At 67.8% G+C, this 16,403-nt stretch carries 15 protein-coding genes and 1 tRNA gene; 9 read left to right on the forward strand and 7 right to left on the reverse strand.

Annotated elements, in window-relative coordinates; genetic code table 11:
• Positions 1-166: 166 nt before the first annotated feature.
• Entirely contained in the window at positions 167-1,354 is a 1,188-nt protein-coding gene (locus AC1RAA_RS03420; RefSeq protein WP_369647197.1) for an aminotransferase-like domain-containing protein, read from the forward strand.
• Between the two features lie 9 nt (positions 1,355-1,363).
• On the opposite strand, the gene AC1RAA_RS03425 is transcribed toward AC1RAA_RS03420, so the two are convergent.
• Entirely contained in the window at positions 1,364-1,591 is a 228-nt protein-coding gene (locus AC1RAA_RS03425; protein ID WP_013541760.1) for a hypothetical protein, read from the reverse strand.
• A gap of 57 nt (positions 1,592-1,648) precedes the next feature.
• On the opposite strand from AC1RAA_RS03425, the gene AC1RAA_RS03430 reads away from it, so the two are divergent.
• The gene (locus AC1RAA_RS03430; protein ID WP_369632675.1) at positions 1,649-1,975 is read left to right on the forward strand and encodes a DUF6172 family protein; all 327 of its coding nucleotides are present in this window, start codon (positions 1,649-1,651) and stop codon (positions 1,973-1,975) included.
• A gap of 6 nt (positions 1,976-1,981) precedes the next feature.
• Here AC1RAA_RS03430 and AC1RAA_RS03435 read toward each other — a convergent pair whose 3' ends face one another.
• The 3 genes from AC1RAA_RS03435 to mfd are packed head-to-tail and all read right to left on the reverse strand — an operon-like array spanning position 1,982 to position 7,235.
• Complete coding sequence (locus AC1RAA_RS03435; protein WP_492726493.1) at positions 1,982-3,046, reverse strand: Ldh family oxidoreductase; 1,065 nt, start codon at positions 3,044-3,046, stop codon at positions 1,982-1,984.
• On the reverse strand, positions 3,043-3,756 hold the full coding sequence (gene serB, locus AC1RAA_RS03440) for a phosphoserine phosphatase SerB (RefSeq protein WP_062480719.1): 714 nt from the start codon (positions 3,754-3,756) through the stop codon (positions 3,043-3,045). Before serB ends, AC1RAA_RS03435 begins: the two co-directional genes overlap by 4 nt.
• Positions 3,753-7,235: a transcription-repair coupling factor gene (gene mfd / locus AC1RAA_RS03445; protein WP_369647194.1), complete on the reverse strand. Its 3,483-nt coding sequence runs from the start codon at positions 7,233-7,235 to the stop codon at positions 3,753-3,755. The genes serB and mfd overlap by 4 nt, the downstream gene beginning before the upstream one ends.
• A 118-nt stretch (positions 7,236-7,353) precedes the next feature.
• Here mfd and ispD point away from each other — a divergent pair, with 118 nt between their 5' ends.
• Positions 7,354-8,067, forward strand: coding sequence for a 2-C-methyl-D-erythritol 4-phosphate cytidylyltransferase (gene ispD, locus AC1RAA_RS03450; RefSeq protein WP_354343578.1), 714 nt, complete (start codon positions 7,354-7,356; stop codon positions 8,065-8,067).
• A complete protein-coding gene (ispF, locus tag AC1RAA_RS03455) occupies positions 8,064-8,552 on the forward strand; it encodes a 2-C-methyl-D-erythritol 2,4-cyclodiphosphate synthase (protein ID WP_369647192.1) in 489 nt (162 codons plus the stop codon). Before ispD ends, ispF begins: the two co-directional genes overlap by 4 nt.
• A gap of 9 nt (positions 8,553-8,561) precedes the next feature.
• Here ispF and AC1RAA_RS03460 read toward each other — a convergent pair whose 3' ends face one another.
• A complete protein-coding gene (locus tag AC1RAA_RS03460; RefSeq protein WP_062480711.1) occupies positions 8,562-9,983 on the reverse strand; it encodes a sensor histidine kinase in 1,422 nt (473 codons plus the stop codon).
• A 77-nt stretch (positions 9,984-10,060) separates the two neighbouring features.
• Positions 10,061-10,792: an osmolarity response regulator transcription factor OmpR gene (gene ompR, locus AC1RAA_RS03465; RefSeq protein WP_007837017.1), complete on the reverse strand. Its 732-nt coding sequence runs from the start codon at positions 10,790-10,792 to the stop codon at positions 10,061-10,063.
• A 95-nt stretch (positions 10,793-10,887) separates the two neighbouring features.
• Here ompR and AC1RAA_RS03470 point away from each other — a divergent pair, with 95 nt between their 5' ends.
• Entirely contained in the window at positions 10,888-11,325 is a 438-nt protein-coding gene (locus tag AC1RAA_RS03470) for a hypothetical protein (RefSeq protein ID WP_223301309.1), read from the forward strand.
• A gap of 54 nt (positions 11,326-11,379) precedes the next feature.
• Positions 11,380-12,087 (forward strand): SIMPL domain-containing protein, encoded by a 708-nt coding sequence (locus tag AC1RAA_RS03475; RefSeq protein WP_062480709.1) that lies wholly within the window; start codon positions 11,380-11,382, stop codon positions 12,085-12,087.
• Between the two features lie 64 nt (positions 12,088-12,151).
• Here the strand turns inward: AC1RAA_RS03475 and AC1RAA_RS03480 are convergent, their stop codons facing one another.
• Positions 12,152-12,922: a 3-hydroxybutyrate dehydrogenase gene (locus tag AC1RAA_RS03480; RefSeq protein WP_095947875.1), complete on the reverse strand. Its 771-nt coding sequence runs from the start codon at positions 12,920-12,922 to the stop codon at positions 12,152-12,154.
• A 68-nt stretch (positions 12,923-12,990) separates the two neighbouring features.
• Here AC1RAA_RS03480 and AC1RAA_RS03485 point away from each other — a divergent pair, with 68 nt between their 5' ends.
• The 3 genes from AC1RAA_RS03485 to AC1RAA_RS03495 all read left to right on the forward strand — a co-directional run bounded on the left by AC1RAA_RS03485 (position 12,991) and on the right by AC1RAA_RS03495 (position 16,307).
• Positions 12,991-13,944, forward strand: a complete 954-nt coding sequence (locus AC1RAA_RS03485) for an alpha/beta fold hydrolase (protein ID WP_492726498.1) — start codon at positions 12,991-12,993, stop codon at positions 13,942-13,944.
• Between the two features lie 58 nt (positions 13,945-14,002).
• The gene (locus tag AC1RAA_RS03490) at positions 14,003-16,192 is read left to right on the forward strand and encodes a RelA/SpoT family protein (RefSeq protein ID WP_492726501.1); all 2,190 of its coding nucleotides are present in this window, start codon (positions 14,003-14,005) and stop codon (positions 16,190-16,192) included.
• A 38-nt stretch (positions 16,193-16,230) separates the two neighbouring features.
• A tRNA-Val gene (locus AC1RAA_RS03495) sits at positions 16,231-16,307 on the forward strand.
• Positions 16,308-16,403 lie beyond the last annotated feature (96 nt).

A 16,403-nucleotide genomic window follows, 5' to 3' on the forward strand; every position in this document is an offset into this window, starting at 1 on the left:
GGGCCGCCGTTCACGGCGTGGGGCTCGCGGGGCGCATGCCGCGGAAGGCAGGGCGAGCACCGGCGTTTGCGGCGATGGATGCAATATATCGTCGAAAAGCCATGGCCCTACGCAGCTTTCCTGCCCGGGCTTTCGCGACAATGACGCCCAGAAAGTGAGACTGACCATGCAATTCGCCTCCCGCCTCGACAACGTCGAAACCTCCGCCATCCGCGAACTCTTCAAGCTGCTGGGCAAGCCCGGCATCATCAGTTTTGCGGGCGGCTTTCCCGACAGCGCCATGTTCGACGTCGAGGGCCTGAAGGAGGCGAGCCAGAAGGCGCTGGCCGAAGAGCCCGGCGCGGCCTTGCAATATGGCGCCACCGAAGGCTACGAGCCGCTGCGCAACCAGCTCAGTTCCTTCATGAAGACCAAGGGCGTCGACGTGGACCCGAGCGGCCTGATCGTCACCACCGGCAGCCAGCAGGCGCTCGACCTGCTGGGCAAGACCATGATCTCGCCCGGCGACAAGGTGATCGTCGAAGGCCCGACCTTCCTGGCCACGATTCAGTGCTTCCGCCTGTACGGCGCGCAGCTCATCAGCGCACCCATCGACGCCAACGGCGTGAAGACCGACGAGCTCGAAAAGCTCATTGCCGAGCACAAGCCGAAGTTCGTCTACCTGATCCCCACCTTCGGCAACCCCAGCGGCGCCATGCTGAGCCTGGAGCGCCGCAAGAAGGTGCTCGAGCTGGCCGTGAAGTACCAGACGCTGATCGTCGAGGACGATCCCTACGGCGACCTGTACTTCGGCGAAGCGCCGCCGCCGTCGATCATGTCGCTGAGCAAGGACGTGCCCGGCAGCCGCGAGCTGCTGGCGCATTGCGGCAGCCTGAGCAAGGTGCTCAGCCCCGGCCTGCGCATCGGCTGGATGATCGCGCCGCCCGAGCTGCTGGCCAAGGCGACGATGTGCAAGCAGTTCAGCGACGCCCACACGAGTACCTTCGCGCAGGCCACGGCCGCGCAGTACCTCAAGAGCGGCCGCATGCCCGGCACACTGGCGCATGTGCGCGAGGTCTACGGCCAGCGCGCGCAGGCCATGGGCGCCGCGCTGAAGCGCGAGCTGGGCGATGCGGTGAGCTTCACGCAGCCCAACGGCGGTTTGTTCTTCTGGGCGCGCCTGACGGGCGCCAACGGCAAGCTGGCCGATGCCAACGAGCTGGCCAAGCGTGCGATCGAGAAGCTGGTGGCCTTCGTGCCCGGCGCGCCGTTCTTCGCCGAGAAGCCCGATGTGGCGACGCTGCGCCTGAGCTTTGCCACGGCCGACATCGAGAAGATCGAAGAGGGCGTGAAGCGCCTCGGCCAGGCCCTGTAACGCCGACGTTCAGGGGGACCGGTGCAGCCGGGGCGCTGCCAGCAGGTCCAGGTTGTCTGAAATGGCCGCATCCACGTTCGGATAGCGGCCTTTCATTTTGGAGAGCGTCATGATGGTCTGCAGCGCCTTCAGGTCCTTGACCGACGGCGCGACCTTGATCTGCGCAATGGCCGCCGGGGCGTTGCCGCCGTTCACCAATGCCATCACCTTGCTTGCCCAGTCGTTTGCGCGTGCCATGTCTTCACCTGCTTTCCATTTGAACCGCCGACTTTACACAGCGGGTTACCATCACCCATGAGAAAAACCTTCCAGCTTCAGGTCGAGGGCAAGCACCCCGACCGTCTCCTCGAAGCCGTCAAGCACGAGATTCGCAAGTACATCAAGCGCGAGCGCCGCCGCGACCTGCCCGAAGGCGCCGACTTCTGGGACTTCGACTGCCGGTTCGGCAGCGCCCAGGAATCCGCCGAAACCATCCACCTCACAGCCATCACCGGCCTCATCGACGGTGTGGTGAAAGAGGGCGGCAAGCAGTTCTACATCGAGATCCTTGCCAAGCCCGGCAAGCGCCAGCCGCGGCCCGCGGGTGCGCCCGGCCACGCCGAGAACGACGACGAGGAATAAGCCCCGTCAGATCAGCGCCTGCGCCAGCCGCAGGCCATGCCGCTGCTCCGCCTCCTGCAGCGAGCGCGCAATCGACGGGTGCAGCCGCACCCCGTTCGCCGATTGCGTTTCCCGACGCTTCAACCCGCCTTCACCCGGCAGCCGCACAGGCCTGGCCGGGTCGATGGGCGCGTTGTCGCGGCATTGCGCCGCCACGTGGTCCATCTGGCGCAGGAAGGCAGCCTTGCCGCCGAACGCATTCAGGTCGTGCAGCGTGAGGTGCACCGTCGCGCCCCAGCCTTCGGGCGGGTCGGCGCGGCCGTGGCCCGCGAGGCCGGCCGTGAGTGTCTCGACCAGCAGCGCCATGCCGTAGCCCTTGTGGCCGTGGCTCAGGCCGCCCACGGGCAGCAGCGTGCCGGGCGGCTGGTCGAACAGCACCTGCGGGTTGTTCGACGGCTTGCCCGCCGCGTCGATGAGCCATTCCTCGGCGAAGGTCTCGCCGGCCGCGCGCTTGCGGTTGCTCATGCCGTTGGTGGTGATGGAGGCCGAGATATCGACCATCACACCGCCTTGCGAGAGCGGAAAGCCCATCGCCAGCGGGTTCGGCGTGAACACCGCCTGCGTGCCGCCGAAGGGCGCGACGCTGGCGGTGTTGGGGTCCGAGCAGGCCAGGAGCATCAGCATGTCTTCCTGCAGCGCGCGCAGCATGTAGACGGCGAGGCAGGCGATGTGGTGGCTGCGACGGATCACGAGCGAGGCGGTGCCCAGTTCGCGCGCACGCGGCACGAGCAGGTCCATGCCCTGGTCCATGAGCCAGGGGCCGGGCAGGCGCTTGCCGTCCCACAGCACGGCGGCAGGGCGGTCGGACAGCACCTCGGGCGCGCCGTCGCGCGTCATGCCGCCCGATTCGATCTCTTTCACATAGCCGGCCAGCAGCGCGAGGCCGTGGGTGTCGTGGCCCAGCAGGTCGCCTTCGACCAGCGTGCGCGCCACGCTGTCGGCCATCGAGGCCGCGAGCCCCGCTTTCTGCAGCAGGGCGCTGGCGTAGTCGCGCAGCGCGTCGGCGCAGTACAGCGGGGCGGCGTCGGTCATTTCAGGATTTCCAGCACGCGGTCGAGCCCGCCTTCGTTGATCGCCACCATGGCCTGCTCGCGCACCTTCGGCTTGGCGTGATAGGCCACCGACAGCCCGGCCTCGCCCATCATCGGCAGGTCGTTGGCGCCGTCGCCCACGGCGATGGTTTCCTGCGGCGAGATGCCCATGAGGGACGCCACTTCGAGCAGCGTGCGGCGTTTTTCGGCGCCGTCGCAGATGTCGCCCCAGCTTTGCGTCACGACCTGGCCGGTGAGCTGGCCATCGGCTTCGTCGAGCAGGTTGGAGCGGGCGAAATCGATGCCCAGGCGGTCCTTCACGCGGTTGGCGAAGAAGGTGAAGCCGCCCGACACCAGCAGCACCTTGAGGCCCGCCTTCTTGCAGGCCGCCACCAGTTCGGTGGCGCCGGGGTTGAGCTTCAGGCGCTCGTCGTACACCTGCTGCAACGCGGCCACGGGCACGCCCTGCAGCAGCGCCACGCGGCGGCGCAGGCTTTCCTTGAAGTCCTTGATCTCGCCGCGCATCGTGGCTTCGGTGATCGCGGCCACCTCGGCCTTCTTGCCGACGGCATCGGCGATCTCGTCGATGCATTCGATGTTGATCAGCGTCGAGTCCATGTCGAACGCGATCAGCTTGAAGTCGGCGAGCTTCAGCGGCGGCTTCACGCGCTGGAGGACGAGGCCGGGAGAGATTTCAGTCGTAGCGCTCATGCGGGGGCGGTTTCCTTGACGAGGGGTTGTCCGAGGCTGCGCAGCACGTCGCGCACCATCTGTGCGCGGTCCTTCGGCTCCTTGAGTTCGCGCTCGATGCGCAGCTTCTCGTTGCCGGCGAGCTTGATGTGCTTGTTCTTCTGGATCAGCTGGATGATGGCCATGCCGTCCACCGGCGCGTCCTTGCGGAAGGTGATGTTGATGATGCCCGGCGCCGCATCGACCTTCACCACGCCGTAGGGCCGCGCGAGCACGCGCAGGCGGTGCGTGTCGATCAGCGTCTGGGCCTGCGGCGGCAGCTTGCCGAAGCGGTCGACGATTTCTTCCAGCAGCGTGTCGATCTGGTCGGGGTTCTTCGCGGTGGCCAGCTTCTTGTAGAACGACAGCCGCAGGTGCACGTCGCCGCAGTAGTCGTCGGGCAGGAGGGCGGGGGCGTGCAGGTTGATCTCGGTCGTGACCGACAGCGGCGAGAGCAGGTCGGGCTCCTGCCCGGCCTTCAGCGAGCGCACGGCTTCGCTGAGCATCTCGTTGTAGAGCTGGAAGCCGATCTCCATCATGTTGCCGCTCTGGTTCTCGCCGAGCACCTCGCCGGTGCCGCGGATCTCCAGGTCGTGCATCGCGAGGTAGAAGCCCGAGCCCAGCTCTTCCATCTGCTGGATCGCCTCGAGCCGCTGCGAGGCCTGCTTGGTCAGGCCTTCGGTGTCGGGCACCATGAGGTAGGCATAGGCTTGGTGGTGCGAGCGACCGACGCGGCCGCGCAGCTGGTGCAGCTGCGCCAGGCCGAACTTGTCGGCGCGGCTCATCACGATGGTGTTGGCGGTGGGCACGTCGATGCCGGTCTCGATGATGGTCGAGCACAGCAGCATGTTGTAGCGCTGGGCCACGAAGTCGCGCATCACGCGCTCCAGCTCGCGCTCGGGCATCTGGCCGTGGGCCACGGCGATGCGGGCCTCGGGCAGGATCTCTTCGAGCTTCTGGCGCCGGTTCTCAATGGTCTCGACCTCGTTGTGCAGGAAGTAGACCTGGCCGCCGCGCTTGAGCTCGCGCAGCACGGCCTCGCGGATCACGCCGGTGCCCTCGTTGCGCACGAAGGTCTTGATGGCGAGGCGCCGCTGCGGCGCGGTGGCGATCACGCTCAGGTCGCGCAGGCCTTCGAGCGCCATGCCCAGCGTGCGCGGAATCGGCGTGGCGGTGAGCGTGAGCACATCGACCTCGGCGCGCATCGCCTTCATCGCCTCCTTGTGGCGCACGCCGAAACGATGCTCCTCGTCGATGATCAGCAGGCCCAGGTTCTTGAACTTGACCGACTGCGAGAGCAGCTTGTGCGTGCCGACCACGATGTCGACCTGGCCCTCGGCCAAGCCCTTGGCGGCAGCCGTGATTTCCTTGGCCGAGCGGAAGCGGCTCATCTCGGCGACCTTCACCGGCCACTTGGCAAAGCGGTCGACCAGCGTCTGGTAATGCTGCTCGGCCAGCAGCGTGGTCGGCGCCAGGAAGGCCACCTGCTTCCCGCCGGTGACGGCGATGAAGGCGGCGCGCAGCGCGACCTCGGTCTTGCCGAAGCCCACGTCGCCGCACACGAGGCGGTCCATCGGCTGGGGCGAGATCATGTCCTGCACCACGGCGTGGATCGCGGCCTTCTGGTCGGCGGTTTCCTGGAAACCGAAGTCGTTGGCGAACACCTCGTAGTCGGCCGGCGAGTAGCGGAAGGCATGGCCTTCGCGTGCCGCGCGGCGGGCGTAGATGTTGAGCAGCTCGGCGGCCGAGTCGCGCACCTGTTCGGCGGCCTTGCGCTTGGCCTTTTCCCACTGGCCGGAGCCCAGCTTGTGCAGCGGCGCCTCGTCGGCGCTGACGCCGGTGTAGCGGCTGATCTGGTGCAGCTGGCTCACGGGCACGTAGAGCGTGGCCTTGTCGGCGTACTCCAGGTGCAGCATTTCCTGCAGCAGCGGCTTGCCGTCGGCGCCCGTGCCCTGGCCCAGGTCCATGTGGATCAGGCCGCGGTAGCGGCCGATACCGTGCGCGGAGTGCACCACGGGGTCGCCCACGTTGAGTTCGGACAGGTCCTTGATGAGCGCTTCGACGTCGCTGACCTGTTCCTGCTTCTTGTTGCGCCGGCGCGTGGTGGGCGCGGTGGCGAAGAGCTCGGTTTCGGTGACGAAGTCGATGGCCTGCTCGCGCCACGCGAAGCCCGAGGCCAGCGCGGCGGTGGCGATGCCGATCTTTTCGTCGCCCGAGGCTTCGAACTCGGCCAGCGAGTCGAAGGCCGGCGGGTTCACGCCGCTGGCACGCAGGAAGTCGAGCAGGCTCTCGCGGCGGCCGTCGCTCTCGGCGATCAGCAGCACGCGGTGCGGCGTGGCGGCAATGTGGGCCTTCAGGCCGACCAGCGGGTCCTCGGCGCCGCGCACCACGGCAAAGGGCGGCAGCTTGTCGAACTCGGCGTAGGGCGCGTCGGTGGCGATGTCGCCACGGATGGCGAGCTGCGCATGCGGCTTGGCGCGCTGGTAGAACTGCTCGGCGTTGAGGAACAGCGCGTCGGGCGGCAGCGCGGGGCGCTCGGGGTCGCCCTGCACCAGGCGGTAGCGCTCGTTCGTGTCCTGCCAGAAGTGCTGGAACGCGGGTTCGAGGTCGCCGTGCAGCACGACGGTGGCGTCGGGGCCGAGGTAGTCGAACACCGTCGCCGTCTCGTCGAAGAACAGCGGCAGGTAGTACTCGATGCCGGCGGTGGCCACGCCGTTGCCCATGTCCTTGTAGATGCGGCTCTTGGTCGGGTCGCCCTCGAGCAGTTCGCGCCAGCGGCTGCGAAAGCGCGCGCGGGCGTCGTCGTCCATCGGGAACTCGCGGCCCGGCAGCAGGCGCACCTCGGGCACGGGGTACAGGCTGCGCTGGGTGTCGGGGTCGAAGGTGCGGATGGAGTCGATCTCGTCGTCGAACAGGTCGACACGGAACGGCACCGGCGAGCCCATCGGGAACAGGTCGATCAGGCCGCCGCGCACCGCGTACTCGCCCGGGCTCACCACCTGCGTCACATGGCTGTAGCCGGCCAGCGTGAGCTGCGCCTTGAGCTTGGACTCCTGCAGCTTCTGCTTGGCCTTGAACTGGAAGGTGTAGCCGGCCAGGAAGGCGGGCGGCGCCAGCCGGTACAGCGCGGTGGTGGCGGGCACCAGCACCACGTCGGCCTCCTTCTGGCTGATGCGCCACAGCGTGGCCAGGCGCTCGCTGATCAGGTCCTGGTGCGGCGAGAAGCTGTCGTAGGGCAGCGTTTCCCAGTCGGGGAAGAGGGCGCAGCGCAGCTCGGGGGCGAAGAAGGCGATTTCGTCGATGAGCCGCTGGGCGTCGTTCGCGTCGGCGGTGAACATCGCGGTGGCGCGACCCGCGGCCTTCTCGCGCATGCCGAGCTGGGCCAGCATCAGCGCGTCGGCGGACAACGGGGGACGCGGCAGCGTGAAACGCTTGCCCGCCGGGAGAAGGGGGAGGTCCATGGAGCGGTTCGAAAAATGCACGACACCCCGCGCCGGACGGCGAGGGGTGTGCGAATGTCAATTCTAGAATGGCGGCCCCTTATCCGCTTGTCGGCCATCGGCCCGTGCCGCACCCTCCATGTCTTCTTCCCGTTTCTACGTGCTGATCCCTTGTGCCGGTTCCGGCCACCGCGCCGGCGGCGCGCAGCCCAAGCAGTACCGGCGCCTGGCGGGCCAGTCGATGGTGGCCCACACGGTGGACGCGTTCCGCGCGCTGGCCGGGCGTTTCGCGGGCGTGGCCGTGGTGGTGTCGCCCGACGACCGCGAGGTGCAGACGGCGCTGCCGCGCTTCCCGACGACCGGCGAGTACCTGCTGCGCGTGGGCGGCCTGACGCGCGCCGCTTCGGTGCGCAACGGCCTGGCGGCGCTGCGCCAGAAGGGTGCCGGGCCGCACGACTGGGTGCTGGTGCACGACGCGGCGCGTTGCCTGGTCACGTCCAGCCAGATCGAGGCGCTGATCGCGGCTTGCGAGCACGACGCCGTCGGCGGCCTGCTGGCGCAGCGGCTGGCCGATACGCTGAAGGTCTCGTCGACCGACAGCCGCTCGACCCAGACCCTGCCGCGCGCCGACAAGTGGCTGGCGCAGACGCCGCAGATGTTCCGCATCGGCATGCTGCTCGACGCGCTGGAGCGCGTGGGCGACGTGGTGACCGACGAGGCCAGCGCCATCGAGACCCTTGGCCTGGCGCCGTTGCTGGTGCCCGGCAGCGCGCAGAACTTCAAGGTCACCTTCCCCGAAGATTTCGCACTGGCCGAGGCGGTGCTGCTCGGCCGCAAGAAGGCCATGGCATGACGACACCGTTCAACATCCGCATCGGCGAAGGCTGGGACGTTCACCAGCTGGTGGCGGGGCGCAAGCTCATCCTGGGCGGCATCGAGGTGCCGCACACCACCGGCCTGCTCGGGCATTCGGACGCCGACGTGCTGCTGCACGCCATCACCGACGCGCTGCTCGGCGGGGCCGGGCTGGGCGACATCGGCCGGCATTTTCCCGACACCGACGCCCAGTTCCGCGGTGCCGATTCGGCCGTGCTGCTGGCCGAGGCGGCGCGCCGCGTGCGGGCCGCCGGCTGGGAGATCGGCAATGTCGACAGCACCGTGATCGCGCAGGCGCCCAAGCTGGCGCCACACATCCCGGCCATGTGCCAGCGCATCGCCGACACGCTGGGTATTGCGCTCGATCAGGTCAATGTGAAAGCCAAGACGGCCGAGAAGCTCGGCCCGGTGGGCGAGGGCCGGGCGATGGAAGCCCGCGCCGCGGTGCTGCTGCACCGCTGACGCGCGTCCTCAGGCGACCTGCTTCTTGCCTGGCACCTCGCCGGGCTTGCTGCTGCCCGCCGGCATCGCGCGCGGCATCCGGATGTGGGCCGCGAGGCCCCGGCCCGGCGTGCTGGTGAGGGCGAAGGTGCCGCCCATGCGCTCGATGTTCTTCGCCACGATCGACAGCCCCAGGCCGGCACCGGCCGCCGAGGTACGCGCCGCGTCGCCGCGGAAGAAGGGCTTGGTCAGCTGCACGAGCAAGGCGGGCTCGACGCCCGCGCCGTGGTCGCGCACCTTGATCAGCACCGCGTCGTTGTTGGCCTGCGCCTGGATCGTGACGTCGGCCACGCCGGTCGACGGCGTCTTGCCGTAGCGCCGGGCGTTCTCGACCAGGTTGGAGATCACGCGCGTGAGCTCCACCTCGTCGCCCATCACCTTCAGGTCGGCGGGCACGTCGACGTGGATGTTCATCTCTTCGTAGTCCTGCACGGCGTAGGTGCAGGCGTCGATCACGTCGCGCAGCAGCACGGGGCGCTGGTCGACGTGGTCGGGTCGGGCGTAGTCGAGGAACTTGTCGATGATCGCGTCGAGCTGTGCGATGTCGGCGGCCATGTGGTCGCGCGCGTCTTCGTCGGCCACGCTCATCTCGGTCTCGAGCCGCAGCCGGGCCAGTGGGGTGCGCAGGTCGTGCGAGATGCCGGCCAGCATGATGGCGCGGTCCTGCTCGATCTTGGCGAGCTGGTCGGCCATGCGGTTGAAGCCGATGTTCACCGCCCGGATCTCGTTGGTGCGGGCGCGCTCGTCGAGCCGGTGCGCCTCGTACTCGCCCTCGCGCACCTGCAAGGTGGCGCGCGACAGCTGCTTGAGCGGCAGGTTGATGAGCCGCGTGATCAGCGCCGCGCCGGCGAGCGACAGCGCCATCGCCGTGCTGAGCCAGACCAGCCAGGTGCGCCCGCCCACGCGGCTGAAGCGCGTGGGATCGAGCAGCAGCCAGTAGGTGTCGCTCTCGATGGTGAAGCCGATCCACAGGCCCGGCTCGTCGTTCACGCGGCTGGCGACGGTGGTGCCTTCGCCAAGTTGAGCGATCAGCTCTTCGGTGACGCGCTCGTCGAGCGCGCCGCTGGTGTAAGGCTGGAAGCGGTCGTTGGGCTCGCGCGGCAGGATGCGTACGCCTTCCTGGTCGGCCAGCGTCTTGATCAGCGAGACCCGCGTGATCGCGTCCGAGTACACCAGCGCCGCGCGTGTGAGGTTCACGAGCGAGGCGATCTGGTGCCCGGTCTGGATGGCGCGCGGCTCGTATTCGAGCGAGCGGAAGGTCTGCAGCCACGCGACCGTGCAGCCGATCAGCAGCAGCGCGAGCAGAAAGAAGGTGCGCCAGAAAAGGCTGAAACCCAGCTTGAGGCCGGGGCGGCGGTCACGCTGCGCGCTCGCTTCGAGCGGGCTCGGCATCGTGACCTGTGCCCCGTCCTCCTGGGCCGGGTCAGGTCGGGCGGAATGGAGGCCGATGGCCACCTCTCAGCGGATCGTCAGGCCGTGCCGTCCGGCACGAACACGTAGCCCACGCCCCAGACGGTCTGGATGTAGCGCGGCGCCGCGGCGTCGGACTCGACCAGCTTGCGCAGGCGCGAGATCTGCACGTCCAGGCTGCGGTCGAAGGGCTCGAATTCGCGGCCGCGTGCCAGCTGGGCCAGCTTTTCGCGCGACAGCGGCTGGCGCGGGTGGCGCACCAGCGCCTTCAGCATCGCGAACTCGCCGGTGGTCAGCGAGAGTTCTTCGCCGTCCTTCTTCAGGGTGCGCGAGCCGAGGTCGAAGGCGAACGGGCCGAAGGTGACGGTCTCGTTCTCGGTGGAGGGGGCGCCCGGCGCCTCGAGCGGCGGACGGCGGCGCAGCACGGCGTGCACGCGGGCCAGCAGTTCGCGCGGATTGAAGGGCTTGCCGAGGTAGTCGTCGGCGCCGACTTCGAGACCGACGATGCGGTCCACGTCCTCACCCTTGGCGGTGAGCATGATGATCGGCGTGCGGTCGTTGGCGGCACGCAGACGGCGGCACACGGAGAGGCCGTCTTCGCCGGGCATCATCAGGTCGAGCACGATCAGGTCGACCGTGTCACGCAACAGGATGCGGTTGAGCGCCTTGCCGTCCTCGGCCACGATCACTTCGAATCCTTCCTGCGTCAGGTAGCGGCGCAGCAGGTCGCGGATGCGGGCGTCGTCGTCGACGATCACGATCTTGTCGGTGCGAGCGGGAACTTGAGTCATTTCTACAACGTTGAATTTGTAACAGCGCCGATTCTGAAGGCGTTAGGACCCCATTGCTGCCGAATTCCGTAGTGGTTGACACTAAGTTACATAACTTGCGGCCGCTCGCCGTCTGGTCATCCGGGCTTTGCCCGGCGGTGGCACAGTCCGTGCTGCCTTATGACGATTGCGCGATGAGACCTTCTTTTTCTGCCTTGCCTCTGCTTTTTTTCGCATGCGCCTGTGGTGCGACGTCCGTCGCTTCCGAAGGGTTTTTGCGGGTCAGTGAAGGGCGCCGCAGCGAAGTGCGCGATGCCGTGGCCGCGCACCGGGCGGCCCAGCGGGAAGAGCAGCGCCGCGGCGAAGCGCTGGCGGGGCGCCGTCTCACGGCGGGTGAACTCTTCGAGTTGAGGCAGCAGGTCCGGGGGCAGTGGGTGCCCGCGGGAACGGGTGTACTTCTGAATTCGGCAGAATCACAGCCTGCCGAGCGCATCGTGCCGGTACCGCAGCCCGTCGCCAGTCCGCAAACCGCGCCGCGCAGCCTGCGCCACTGAAGAAGAAGGCGCGGGCGAGGGCTTTTCCTCGCATCCACCAGGGAGAAATCTGTCTTGAAGACTGTTCAATTGATCGCGGCCTGCGCCGCGTTGACCTTTGCCGGCGCCGCCTTGGCCCAGAATGCCGTCATGCCTGCTCCACAAAACGTGCTCCAGCTGTCGGCCTCCGGCACCGTCGAAGTTCAGCAAGACCTGCTGAGCATGACCCTCGTCACCACGCGCGACGCCGCCGAGGCGGGCACCGTGCAGACCCAGCTCAAGACGGCGCTCGACGCCGCGCTGGCCGAGGCCAAGAAGAATGCGCAGCCGGGCCAGCTCGACGTGCGCACCGGCAACTTCAGCCTCTCGCCGCGCTACACCAAGGACGGCAAGATCAACGGCTGGCAAGGTTCGACCGAGCTCGTGCTCGAAGGCCGCGACTTCGCGCGCATCACCCAGACGGCCGGGCGCATCAGCACGCTCAGCGTGGGCAACGTCGGTTTCGGCCTGAGCCGCGAGCAGCGCGCCAAGACCGAGACCGAGGCGCAGAACATCGCCATCGACAACTTCAAGCAGAAGGCCGGCGAGCTGGCCAAGGGCTTCGGCTTCGGCGGCTACACGCTGCGCGAGGTGTCTGTGAACGCGAACGACAGCGGCCCGATCCGCCCGCGCGTGATGGCCATGCAGGCCAAGTCGTTCTCGGCCGCCGATTCGGCCGTGCCGGTGGAAGCGGGCAAGACCAGCGTGGTCGTGAACGTCTCCGGCTCGGTGCAGCTCAAGTAAGAAGACAAAGAGCGCAGCGCCGGCGGTCGAATGCCGCCGGCGTTTTTTCGTTGTCTCTGTTGATTTACTGAGCCGTCCAGCCGCCATCCATGGCCCAGGCGACGCCCCGCACCTGATCGGCGGCGGGAGAGCTCAGGAAGACGGCCAGCCCGCCCAGTTGCTCGACCGTCGTGAACTGCAGCGAGGGCTGCTTTTCTCCCAGCAATTCGTTCTGCGCCTGGAGGGCCGAAATGCCTTCGCGTGCCGCGCGGTCGTCGATCTGCTTTTGCACCAGCGCCGTGAGCACCCAGCCCGGGCTGATCGCGTTGCAGGTGACGCCGGTGGTCGCGGTTTCGAGCGCCACCGACTTGGTCAGGCCGACGATGCCGTGCTTGGCCGCGACATAGGCCGACTTCTGCGCCGAGGCCACGAGCCCGTGCGCCGACGCCACGTTGATGATGCGGCCCCAGTTGGCCTCGCGCATCGCGGGGATCGCCAGGCGCGTCGTGTGGAAGGCGCTCGTGAGGTTGATCGCGAGGATCGCGTCCCAACGTTCGGTCGGGAAGTCCTCGACCTTGGCGACGTGCTGGATGCCGGCGTTGTTGACGAGGATGTCGACGCGGCCGAACTTCGACGCCGCGAACTTCATCATGTCCTCGATCTGGTCGGGCTTGCTCATGTCGGCCCCGTGGTACTCGGCACGCACGCCGAGTGCCTCGATCTGGGCCTTGGGGGTGTCGGCGTCGCCGAAACCGTTGAGCACGATGTGTGCGCCCTGTTGGGCCAGCGCCTTGGCGATGGCGAAGCCAATGCCACTGGTGGACCCCGTGACAAGCGCGGTTTTGCCTTTGAGCATGAAGATCAATCTCCGGATGAATTAGGATGCAACGAGACCATTATCCGCACCCGAACCCCTCCGTTTCCATGACAGAACCGACCCTTCACGACGTGGCCTGCAACGACGCCCAGGGCGGTCATCGCATGGCCTATTGGCAATGGGGTGACGCGCAGAGCGCACATGTCGTGGTCTGCGTGCACGGGCTGACCCGGCAGGGGCGCGATTTCGACGTGCTCGCGCAAGCCATCGTGGCGCGCGCGGGCGGCGACGTGCGCGTGGTCTGTCCCGACGTGGTCGGGCGCGGCCGCAGCGACTGGCTGCGCGACCCTGCTTTCTATCAAGTGCCTGTGTACGCCGCCGACATGGTGGCGCTGATCGCGCAGTTGCACGGCGAGCATCCCATCGACACGCTCGACTACGTCGGCACCAGCATGGGCGGGCTGATCGGCTTCGTGCTGGCCGGCCACAAGGAGCTGCCGCTGCCACGGCCCATTCGCCGCTTCGTCGCGAACGATGTCGGCCCCACGGTCGAGCCCGCCGCCATCCAGCGCATCGGCGCTTATGTGGGCAAGAGCGGCCAGTTTCCGAGCGTGCAGGCTGCGGCCGATGCGATGTGGGCCCTGTCGACCACGTTCGGGCCGCACACGCCCGAGCAGTGGCGCGCGCTGTCGCAGCACATGGTGGTGCCGGCGTCCGAGCGCAGCGTCGACGGTGCCGCCAAGACCGCCAGCGCCGGCCCGGTGGGCGAGGGCGCCTGGGTGCTGCACTACGACCCGGCCATCGGCGTGCCGCTGCGCGCCATCACGCCCGAGATCGCGGCGCAGGGCGGGGCGGTGATGTGGAGCCTGTACGACGCCATCGAGGCGCGCACGCTGCTCACGCGCGGCGCGGTGTCCGACCTGCTGTCGCCCGAGACGGCGGCCGCGATGACGCAGCGTGGGCCGCGCGCCACGCTCGTCGAGTTCGAGGGCGTGGGGCACGCGCCGACTTTCGTCGATCCCGCACAGGTCGCCGTCGTCACGAATTTCCTGTTCGATTGAGGGCATCGTGAAGCGAGAGTCTGCGAACCTTCAGACGGCACCCCTGTCCGACGGCGTCATGGTCGATTACCCACTGTCGGCCGCCACGGCCGACCGCTCGCCGGTCATGGAGAACATGCTGGCGCGCGCCCGCGCGTTCGCCGAGCCGCTGATCGCCGACGAAAAACTCGACACCGGCGAGAACACGCTGGCGCACGCCGATGCCGTGGCCGGCATCGTCGCGAAGATGGGTGGCTCCGAGGCGATGCAGGCCGCGAGCTACCTCGTGTACTCATGCCAGCACCTGAACCGCCCGCAGGAAGTGATCGCCAAGGTTTTCGGCGACAACTTCGCTGCGCTCGCGGTCGAGACCACCAAGCTCGTGCGCGTGCAGGAGCAGGCGCGAACGGCCTCGCAAGGACACCACGCCGAAGGCGCCGGCGCGCAGACCGAGAACGTGCGCAAGATGCTGCTCGCGTTCTCGCGCGACCTGCGCGTTGTCATGCTGCGGCTGGCCTCGCGCCTGCAGACGCTGCGGCACGCGGCGGCCAGCAAGCAGCCCGCGCCCGAGAGCGTGGCGCGCGAGTCGCTGCAGGTGTTTGCACCGCTCGCGAACCGGCTGGGCATCTGGCAGGTGAAGTGGGAGATCGAAGACCTCTCGTTCCGCTTTCTCGAGCCCGAGACCTACAAGCTGATCGCGCGCCTGCTCGACGAGAAGCGCATCGAGCGCGAAGGCCACGTCGAGCAGTTGCGCTCGCAGCTGGAGCACGAACTGCAGGCCGAGGGCGTCAAGGCCACGGTGCAGGGGCGCCCGAAGAACATCTACAGCATCGTCAAGAAGATGCGCGGCAAGTCGCTCGATTTCGAGCAGGTCTTCGACATCCTTGCGCTGCGCGTGGTGGTGCCGGACGTGAAGGACTGCTATGCCGCGCTGGCCTGGGTGCACTCGCACTTCCAGCCCATCGACGAAGAGTTCGACGACTACATCGCGCGGCCCAAGCCCAACGGCTACCAGTCGCTGCACACGGTGGTGCGCGAGATCGTCGACGGCAAGGTGGGCAAGCCCATCGAGATCCAGATCCGCACCGAAGAAATGCATGACCATGCCGAGCATGGCGTGGCGGCGCACTGGGCCTACAAGGAAGCGGGCCACAAAGGCTACGCCGGCGTCTGGGCGAGCGGCGAGTACGACGCCAAGATCGCCGTGCTGCGCCAGCTGCTGGCCTGGGAGCGCGACCTGTCGGGTGGGTTGCAGGGGCAGGGGCTGTTCGACGACCGCATCTATGTGCTCACGCCCGATGCCGCCATCGTCGAGTTGCCGCAGGGCGCCACGCCGGTCGACTTCGCCTACACGGTGCACACGACGCTGGGCCATCGCTGCCGCGGCGCGCGTGTCGATGGCGCGATGGTGCCGCTGAACACGCCGCTGTCGAACGGGCAGACGGTCGAGATCATGGCGGCCAAGGAAGGCGGTCCGTCGCGCGACTGGCTGAATGCGGAGCTGGGTTATCTGGCGAGCCACCGCGCCCGCGCCAAGGTGCGTGCCTGGTTCAACGCACAGATCACGCACGAGACCGTGGCGCGCGGACGCGAAGCCGTCGAGAAACTGCTGCAGCGCGAAGGCAAGACGGCCATGCGGCTCGAAGACCTGGCTTCGCAGCTTGGCTTCAAGTCGGCGGACCATCTGTTCGAGGTGGTCGGCAAGGACGAGTTCTCGCTGCGCAACATCGAGACGCTGCTGCGTCCGCCCGAGCCGGCGCTGAACCCTGACGACGGCGTGCAGATCAAGAAGGCGCGCGGCAGCGAGAAGTCGGGCAAGGGCGGCGTGCTCGTGGTGGGCGTGTCGTCGCTGATGACGCAGCTCGCCAAGTGCTGCAAGCCGGCGCCGCCGGATGCGATCCGCGGCTTCGTCACGCGCGGCCATGGCGTCAGCGTGCATCGCGCGGATTGCAGCAACTTCCGCACGATGGCCGCGAAGGACGGCGAACGCGTGATCGATGTCGAATGGGGCCTGCCGAAGAAGGGCGCCGATGCGCCGGTCTATGCAGTGGATGTGGCTGTGGAGGCAGCCGACCGCCAGGGCTTGCTGCGCGATATTTCCGATGTGTTCGCACGCGAGAAGATGAACGTGATCGGCGTGCAGACGCAGTCGATCAAGGGCACGGCGTGGATGACTTTCACTGTGGAAATCGCCGATGCCGCGCGTTTGACGCAGGTGTTGAGTGTGGTGACTGCAGTGACTGGTGTGCGATCTGCACGTCGGCGCTGAAAAGGGCCATTTCTCCTGCTATACTCGATGCTTCTCTTAGGCGCGTAGCTCAGTTGGTTAGAGCACCACCTTGACATGGTGGGGGTCGTTGGTTCGAATCCAATCGCGCCTACCAAATTCAAACACGGGTTGCAGCGATTTCGCTGCAACCCGTTCGTCGTTTGGACGACGTGTTTGTCTCTGGATCAGCCCGATCGTCCCGAGTGATCGG

The sequence above is a fragment of the Variovorax sp. GW823-FHT04F07 genome (assembly GCF_058795995.1).